This is a genomic window from Candidatus Poribacteria bacterium (assembly GCA_021162805.1).
Classification (GTDB): Bacteria; Poribacteria; WGA-4E; order B28-G17; family B28-G17; genus JAGGXZ01.
Genome location: JAGGXZ010000080.1, coordinates 1 through 8,593, shown reverse-complemented (window position 1 = coordinate 8,593; position 8,593 = coordinate 1). Strand labels below are relative to the sequence as shown.

At 52.4% G+C, this 8,593-nt stretch carries 7 protein-coding genes; 5 read left to right on the top strand and 2 right to left on the bottom strand.

The window, feature by feature from the left end; all coding sequences use genetic code 11:
- Nucleotides 1–179 precede the first annotated feature (179 nt).
- From J7M22_06285 to J7M22_06270, 4 genes are all read left to right on the top strand, one after another.
- Complete coding sequence (locus J7M22_06285) at nt 180–839, top strand: TlpA family protein disulfide reductase (protein MCD6506217.1); 660 nt, start codon at nt 180–182, stop codon at nt 837–839.
- Between the two features lie 196 nt (nt 840–1,035).
- Nucleotides 1,036–1,902, top strand: a complete 867-nt coding sequence (locus tag J7M22_06280; GenBank protein ID MCD6506216.1) for a 4Fe-4S binding protein — start codon at nt 1,036–1,038, stop codon at nt 1,900–1,902.
- A 269-nt stretch (nt 1,903–2,171) separates the two neighbouring features.
- The gene (locus J7M22_06275; GenBank protein ID MCD6506215.1) at nt 2,172–3,713 is read left to right on the top strand and encodes a hypothetical protein; all 1,542 of its coding nucleotides are present in this window, start codon (nt 2,172–2,174) and stop codon (nt 3,711–3,713) included.
- 10 nt (nt 3,714–3,723) lie between these two features.
- Nucleotides 3,724–4,698 (top strand): Gfo/Idh/MocA family oxidoreductase, encoded by a 975-nt coding sequence (locus tag J7M22_06270; GenBank protein ID MCD6506214.1) that lies wholly within the window; start codon nt 3,724–3,726, stop codon nt 4,696–4,698.
- Between the two features lie 7 nt (nt 4,699–4,705).
- Here J7M22_06270 and J7M22_06265 read toward each other — a convergent pair whose 3' ends face one another.
- Complete coding sequence (locus J7M22_06265; GenBank protein ID MCD6506213.1) at nt 4,706–6,490, bottom strand: glycosyltransferase family 39 protein; 1,785 nt, start codon at nt 6,488–6,490, stop codon at nt 4,706–4,708.
- Between the two features lie 72 nt (nt 6,491–6,562).
- A complete protein-coding gene (locus J7M22_06260; protein ID MCD6506212.1) occupies nt 6,563–7,843 on the bottom strand; it encodes a DegT/DnrJ/EryC1/StrS family aminotransferase in 1,281 nt (426 codons plus the stop codon).
- A 379-nt stretch (nt 7,844–8,222) separates the two neighbouring features.
- On the opposite strand from J7M22_06260, the gene J7M22_06255 reads away from it, so the two are divergent.
- Nucleotides 8,223–8,593 (top strand): cation:dicarboxylase symporter family transporter (locus J7M22_06255; protein ID MCD6506211.1); only part of this gene is annotated, 371 nt, incomplete at its 3' end.

Sequence of the window (8,593 nt, the reverse complement as noted above, 5' to 3'; positions counted from 1 at the left end):
GGGATGAGAAGATGAAAAGATTTGATTCTTTTTCGGCCTTTGGTGCCGGGAGGGGAGATTTTACCCTTATCAAAGCGTTGAAAAGCCCTGATCAGCGAACACTCAGGGTTGCCAAACCGTCCCCTCAGAAGGTAAAATTCCCTGAGAAAGGCTTTAAATAGGAGATGGGAGAAGAACGGATGAGATTCCTCTTTAGATTCTGGCTTCTCGTGGCTTTATCCTGCGTGATCGGCACATCGGTATGGGCTGAGCTTCGAAGAGGAGAGAAATTGATCCCCTTCGTTCTCAAGTCGATAGATAATACCGAGGTCACGCTTAAACTTGAAAAGGACAGGCTAGTCGTGGTAAAGGAATGGAACGAGAAGGACAGGAAGCATGTCCAGAGGATCTATCCCGATGCCGTGCTCGTGGATTTCTGGGCCATATGGTGCCCGCCATGCAGATTGGCTGTGCCTCATATCCAAGATCTGCACGAGAGATACTTCGAGAAGCTTATCAAAAAGGATGAGAGAAAAAAGAAAGAGATAAAAGGTGGACTGGTGGTCATAGGAGTGGGCCTCGATAGGGGCGGCTCACGGGCGATTAAACCCTTCGCCAAGAAGGCCAAGCTCACATATCTCCTTCTCGCCGATCCCGTTAAGAGGGATGCGTCGGAGAGGTTGATCACCGACGCCAGGATGGCAGCGTCGGCATATAAAGTCAGGGGTATTCCCACGATGTATCTCTTCGATTCAAAGGGGATAATTCGGGCTGTCCATGTGGGATTCGCCCCTGGCATGGAAAGCGCTATCGAGGAGGAGATCAAAAAGCTGGTCAAAAGTAAACCGTCGGGCAAATGAGCGATCTGCCATTACCTATTTCATCCAATACCGGCCAGCGGGCGACCGATGGCGGACGTCATTTTCGGACCAGATGGCTCTGGTTGCTTATACTGATCATATCCGCCTTTGCCTTCGGGGCGGGACTGATCTTGGGCGAGGCTGAGTTCGTACTCGAGAAAGCGGTGAACGTATGCCTGAGCTGCATCGGCATAGGATAAACATCAGACGTATCGTCCAGATCCTGAGTCTTCTCCTGATAAACCCATACTTTCCAGGACTCAGCTCCGGGGGGATCTATCAGGGCAAGCTCAAGTATGTGTGCGTTCCGGTTTTGAACTGTTACTCCTGTCCGCTGGCGGTTTTCGCCTGTCCCATAGGAGCGCTTCAGAGCTTTCTCGCTTATATGAAAGCTAACCTTTCCCTTGGCCTTTATCAATCCGGCCTCTATGTGCTTGGATTTTTGGGCATCGTCGGGGCGATATTCGGCCGGGCTACCTGCGGTTGGATCTGCCCTTTCGGCCTGTTACAGGATTGGACTTATAAGCTGAAAACCCCTAAGTTCAGGGTACCTCGTCTCCTCAGATATGTCAAATACGCGGCTCTGGCGCTGACCGTTTTCATACTGCCCGCCTTGCTGCTTGACGAGTTCGGCTGCGGTCAGGTGTGGTTCTGCAAATGGATATGCCCGGCGGGAACGCTCGAGGCCGGTATCCCGCTGGTGAGCCTGAATGCGAGCTATAGGGAGGCGATCGGGATACAATTCTGGCTGAAGATCTCCATACTGATCGGTTTCCTCATCTGGATGATCTTTAGCAGGAGACCTTTCTGTCAAACGCTCTGCCCGTTGGGAGCGATATTCTCGCTTTTCAACAGAATTAGCCTCCTCAGGCTGAGCATCGATGAGGAGGTGTGTATCAGGTGTGATAACTGCTACAGGGTTTGTCCCATGGATCTGAGGATATATGAGGATGTGAACGATCCGAACTGCATCAGATGCCTCAGATGCAAGGGGGTTTGTCCGGTGAAAGCGGTGAAGTGGGGATGGGTAAATCGATCGGAGGAGGGATATGAAAGGGGATAAAGGATATGCCGATATCTTAGCCGAGCACAGGATCTCACGGATGGAAAGTCGGGAGCTGCGGGATCGAGGCCGTGCCGGATGAATGTCGGCATGGTTATCGGCTTGGCTATCGCGCCTTCAAGCTGAAGATAGGCAGGCGAACGGAAGGAGTGGATTATTCGGCTTACAAACTCGTCGAGGGAAATGTATTGGTTCCCAATTCGCCCGGATTCGGAATCACGTTGAAATCAGTTGACACCCAACCGATATGATGGTATCTTTATGAGGTCATGAGTGGAAAGATAGATGACACCCTTCTTCTCAAAAGTGAGATAATCAGATTTCTCAGAGAGCTCAGCCAGCAGGAGGATCTGACGACATTCCGGCTTGAGAGAGAGCTGGATAAACTTCTCAATTCTGACGACAGAGCTGTCCCACTGCTTTTGAACATCTTTTCAAGGTGTAGGAATCCGACCCTGCTCGATATGATAGCCTATGCTTTCGAGTATCTAGATGATGAATCCATCGTCGATCCCCTGTTCGATATGCTCCTGAACCCGAAGACGACAAAGGAGGCTAAGCTCAGGATCATCTCCGTGCTGGGCAAGTATGGATATGAGGACCTCTCGGTTGAACTTGAGGGGATCGCCCCTGAGCTTTCAAAGGAGCTGGATGAACTTGCCGAGGCGAACTTCAATGAGCTGATGGGCATGGCCCAAAACGACGATGAGGTGTTGAGCCTCCTGATGGATGAGATCGACGGATTATCCAGGGAGGCGAAGCTAGATTACATATCCTACTTGAAGGGCTTGGATGTTCCAGGAGTGATCAGGGTTCTGGAGATGCTCGGCTCGATCATCGGTGATGATGTGATAGCCGAGGAGGCGATAAGGGCGATCTCGACCGTTAAAAGCCCCGAATCCATATCAGCCCTGAGGAGAATCGCCCGTCGCACGGTCTATCCCCGCTTGAAATCCTTGGCCGAAAGGGGCATCCGTAAGCTGATGCTTATGGGGGTATCTCAACCCGATGAAAGCTTCCCCAAACCGGCTGCCATATCGTTGATCGTCCTGACCCCTATAAACGGCAACGGCGATAGGAGCATATGGGTCTGTGGGTTCTCCAAAGAGCGGGATAAGATGCGATTCAGCGGGTTTACCATCAATACCGATATAGGTTTGAAGGAGTGCTATGGGAGATCAAGCCTCAAGGAATACTACTTCTTCTTCGCATATGAAGACCTGAGGAAGAAGACAAACCCCATCGAGATACCCGCCGGCTACGCCCTCAAGCTTCTCAAGGACGCTCTACACAGGAGCCTGGAATCCGGTATCCATATCCCATACAGATTCGCCGTGTGGGCGCAGATCTTCGACGCTGCCGATCTGACGCCGGAGAAATACGAGATAAACTGGGATGATAGGTTTGAAGATATAGACGTGGAGAGGCTTTTCACGGAGACGGGATTGCTCTTTTACAGATCTGAATTCCGCGATTGGTATGATCACTCTCCAAAGGCTATGGAGTATTACATGAGAGCCTCCAACTTGAAGTCAGGGGAGAAATTGGATTCACTCATCAGAAGATACGCTCTTGAGGTGTTTGAGCCGAGGCGGGAATCGATACGAAGGAGCCTCGAGCTTATGGCCGATTTCTTCTGGATGGAGAGGCTGAGAGAGCGGGAAGCAGCCCTCGCTTTTGTGGCTGCTTCGAAGTTAGGGGATAGGAAACTGCCGATCTACAAACATCCTTTCATCGCCATGATGATAGAGCACAGCTTCCATATGGCTGGTATGCTTTTCAGAAGGAGAGGAAACTCAGAAAAAGGATAAGGAGGTTGTCGTGGATAGGGTTAAGCTCGGGTTCATAGGGGTCGGCGGCATAGCCGGCGCACACCTGAATATATTGGCCAAGATGGAGGACGTCGAGATAAAGGCCCTCTGCGATGTAAATCCCCAGACGCTGGAGAGACGAGGGCAGGAGTTCGGCGTCAAATCGCTCTATGGAGATTTCAAGGAGATGATCGATAAGGAGGAACTCGACGCCGTCTACATATGCGTTCCTCCCTTCGCCCACGCCGATATAGAGGAGAAAGTGGCCGAGAGAGGATTGCATATGTTCATCGAGAAACCGGTCGAGTTACATATGGAAAACGCCATCCGCAAGGAGGAGACGATAAGAAAGGCCGGGGTTATCTGCTCGGTGGGATACTGCGCCAGATACCTGGACATCTCGGACAAGGTCAAGGAGCTTTTGAGGGATAAGGTCGTCGAGCTTGCCCTGGGCTACTTCATGGGAGGAGCCCCGGGGAGATGGTGGATACAGAAGGATAAATCCGGGGGCCAGCTCGTCGAGCAGACCACGCATATGGTGGACATAGCCAGATTCTTCTTAGGAGATGTCCAGGCGGTTAACGGTGCCTTCGTCGCTTTGACGAGACCATCCCCCGATTACACGATAGATAACGCCAGCATAGTAACGCTTTATTTTAAGAACGGCGCCATAGGTTCGATCACATCCGCATGTATGCTCTCCCAGGGGTATAAGACGGGACTTGATATGTTCGCCAGGGATTACATCCTCGAGTTCACCTATGGCAACCTCCGGATAAGAACCCCCCAGGGCACCGAGGAGATAAAGGCAGGTGTCAACATGTATCACGAGGAGGATAGGGCCTTTATAGATGCCGTGAAAAGCGGCGACCGCTCGTTGATCCGATCACCCTATGCGGACGCTGTCAAAACGTTGGAGATCACCCTAGCAGCGGAGGTTTCGGCGAGGGAGAAAAGGGTTGTCGAGATGAAATTTCAAGCGTGAGGACGGGCTATGAGCCCGTCCCACCCTTATCGGAAGGAGGGAAAAGCTTATCCAGCAGATCATACCTGACCCTGTAGAGTGAGAGTCCTCCCTTCCTATAGACTAACTCCAGTCCCGGGATCTTCCCCTCCACCAGGGGTTTCAGCGTCGGGCGGATGTTGAGCTGTGGGATTATATGTGTGACCTTGTAGAACCTCATCACATCGACGATATCCTTCAGATCGGCCCTCGGAATCTGAATCGCCTTCTGCTCAGTGTAAAAATGTAGCTCCCAGGGATTACGGGTCATCGTTATCGCCCCCGGCGCGTTCTCCCTCAGCCATTTGGCTACATCCATCCAATCGACCCCACCCTCATGGTATGGATATCCGCCGTTTTTGTAATCGCGATAGATCTGGCGCGAGTTATGCCATAGAAGCGGCGCTATGCCGATCAGAAGAATCAGTGAGGCGGCCCAGGTGAATCTTTTAGGGAACGGAAGGCTTATAAATCTGTGCGCCGTCCACAGGCCCGTGATGATGACAAGCGGGACGAAAGGGAAGGCCAGCCTGTCTATCGGGCTCCAGCAAAGCGAGAGGAATGTCATCAGCGCACCGGATGGGATCAGAAAGGCGATGAGCCTCGGCTCAAACCAGATCATCATAAAGGTGGATACGATCCTCCTGATCCTCTTAAGCCGGATCATCGTCCATGAGGAGATTATCGCTTTCGATCTCATCGATGCGGGGGATATCAGCTTCCGTAGGACGTTCTCCTCCATCAGATACAGGGCTGAAAGGGCGAAGAGGATAAAGCCCACAAGGGCGGGGAGCCCCGTATAGTACGTCCTGAACTCGCTCCACCTCAGATCGCCCCATCCTCTTCCATCGTCAAAGAAGCTCCACCACAGATACCGTTTGTAAAACTCGGCCGTCTTATTCATTACGACGTTTAGCCCCTTTTTGAACTTCCAGGTTACGTTGGGCAGGTTCCCGCCCTTATAGAGCGAGTATGTTCCCACCTCCCAGTCCTGATACCCGATATACCCGGCGGCGTAGCTCTGGGTGCTGAAGATGGGGTTTCCGAAATGGATCGTGTTCCTCACGAACCAGGGGATCAACACGAGCAAGATGGTCAGCAATCCGGCGGCGAACATCCTATCGGCATGTGATCGGTCTTTGACCTTAAAACGCAGGAGGAGATAGGCGAGCAGGTAGGAGGGGATGAGGACGAGCCCCGATCCCTTGGCGTAATAGGAGAGGGCGGCCGAGATGCCCATGATAGGGAACCATCTGGGTTCTTCCAGCCCCTTTAGAAAGAGAAGTATCGTCGTGGCCACCATGAAGGTGTATAACAGATCGGAGAGGCAGTAGAGCGAATGGCGGAACATCTTCGGCACAACCAAAACGGCAAGGCCGGCGGCCAGCCCGACAAGGCTGCTTCTGGTCAGCTTCCGCGCCAGCAGGTAGGTCACGATCGGCAACCCCAGCGATGAGACCAGAAGGGAAGGGATCTTCGCCGCGAAGGCCCGCTTGCTGAAGATCAGAAAGAATGGAACGATCAGAAAGGAGTAGAGCGGCGGATAATGGGCATCGGGATGCGTTATCTGAGGATATTTCCGCTGAGAGATGAAGTAACAATAACCGATATACTCGACCGATAATCCCCTGCCGTGGATAAGACTATCGGCCATCTCGGCATAATCGGCTGCATCGGCATGCCCTATCCACTTTATGGGATATACGATCCACAGTTTCACCCCGAAGAGGATCGTTCCCACTATCGCCAGAGCGATCAGAGCCCATCTACCCATCGGTGCTAACCGGAATATGCCTCTGTCTGAGGACCTCTCTGAGAAGATCACCGCGGACACCATTAACCGTCGTTATTCATGGAGCTCATCGACGTTATCTCTTACCTTTCTTATCGCCTCAAGGATCAGATCCATATCCTCCCTTTCGCCCAAAAAGGCGGCATGCGGTATGCTAAGTGCCTCTTCCCTGTAGATCCTCTCCGCCTCAGGGCAATATACCTTGCTGTAATCTATCTCCCTGCCGTAGAGAGGACATTTTATCGGGCAGCCTGTCCTGCCGAAGTTCATCTTTTGGAACAGGGGATTGTGATATATCGGCTCCCCATGAGCCCCTATTCCGATCGGAACCCCCTCAGCTCTTAGGGCCTCTATGAATCTATCTCTGGGTATCCCGTCGAACTCCTCTTGTTTATATCTGAAATTCCAGTAATAGAAGCTCCATCTCGTGCAGAACTTTCCCTCGCCCCACATGTCGAAATCCACCAACGGTTCCACGCCCGGTATCTCCTTCAGTCCTTCAGCCAGATATCTGGTGTTCTGCTCCCTCCTTTCCACCTGTTCGTCTAACCTTTCGAGCTGGCAGAGCAACACGGCTCCCTGCCACTCGGTCATCCTCAGGTTGGAGGCCACCCTGTGGAACTCGTAGAAGGGCCTTCCGGGTATCCTGCCTATATGCATGAAGGAGTACGCCTTTTCGGCCAATTCATCATCTGACGTAAGCACTATCCCACCTTCGCCACAGGTCATGACCTTACCCTGCTGGAAGCTGAAGGCGCTGAGATGCCCCAGAGAGCCACATCTTCTGCCCTTATATTCCGACCCATGGGCATGAGCACAATCCTCTATGACGATGAGATCGTGCTTATCGGCTATCTCCATTATCCTGTTCATATCGCAGGGGAATCCTCCGTTATGGACGGGGATTATCGCCCTGGTTTTATCGGTTATAGCGGCCTCTATCGCCTCGATGCTGATGTTGTAGGTGAGGGGATCGACGTCCACGATTATAGGCACGGCGTTCACAAGGGCGACGGAGGTCGCCGTGGCGACGAAGGTCAAAGCGGGAACGATCACCTCATCTCCGGCCTCCACGCCGGCGGCCTTCAGGGCGCATTCCAGAGCCTGAGTTCCATTCGTCACCGCCACGCCGTATTTAGCCTGACAATATCGAGCGAACCTGTCCTCAAACTGCGATACCTTCGATTTCTCGGGGGAAGCCCCTCCTCTCCACCAGTTTCGGGAGTGGAGCACCTCCATGAGCGCCTTCTCCTCACGTTCGTCGAAGATAGGCCATGTTTTCCCCAGAGGCCGATCGACGACGGGCTTGCCACCCTTCAATGCCAACTTTGCCATTTTATCCTACCTCCCTTTTATGTTCAGAACCTCAATCTCAACCTGCTTTCCCCGGCCATAATGATAACACGAAAAGGGAATGAGGTGAAGTTGACACATCGTCCGCCATCGGTTATAAATACCTTCGCTCATATTATCGTTAAGTGTAGCAGAGATTTTTAAAGCTACTGTCCGCAGTCGGCAGTCCGCCGTCCGCCGCTATTCTAGGGTCAAGAGTCAAGGGACAAGGGACGAGAGTCGAGAGATGAAAAGAAAAAAGACTCTTGACTCTAGACTCTCGACCCTCGACTAATCCGACGCTGCGGACCGCGGACGGTGGACGGCGGACAATTAGCCATAGATACTACACTCAAGGGAAATAAGATTAAGGAGAGGTGATATGAGGACGGACAGACTGCTTATCGGTATACTGATAGGGGTTGTGTTGGGCATGATCCTCGGCGGATGGGCCCCCGGCTTCGGCGCCAGATTGAAACCGCTTGGCGATCTGTTCCTAAACGCCCTGATGATGATCGTGATCCCGCTGATCATATCATCTATGATCGTCGGCGTCACGGGGCTGGGCGATATCAGAGAGCTTGGGAGAATGGGATGGCAGACATTGGTATATTATCTGATCACCACCAGCATATCGGTCGTGATAGGCATAACCATGGTCAACCTGATAAAACCGGGGGTAGGTCTCTCCATAAGTCCGCCGGAAGCCCTGAAGCACGGCGAATATTCGATCGGTCAGCTCATCAGCGAGCT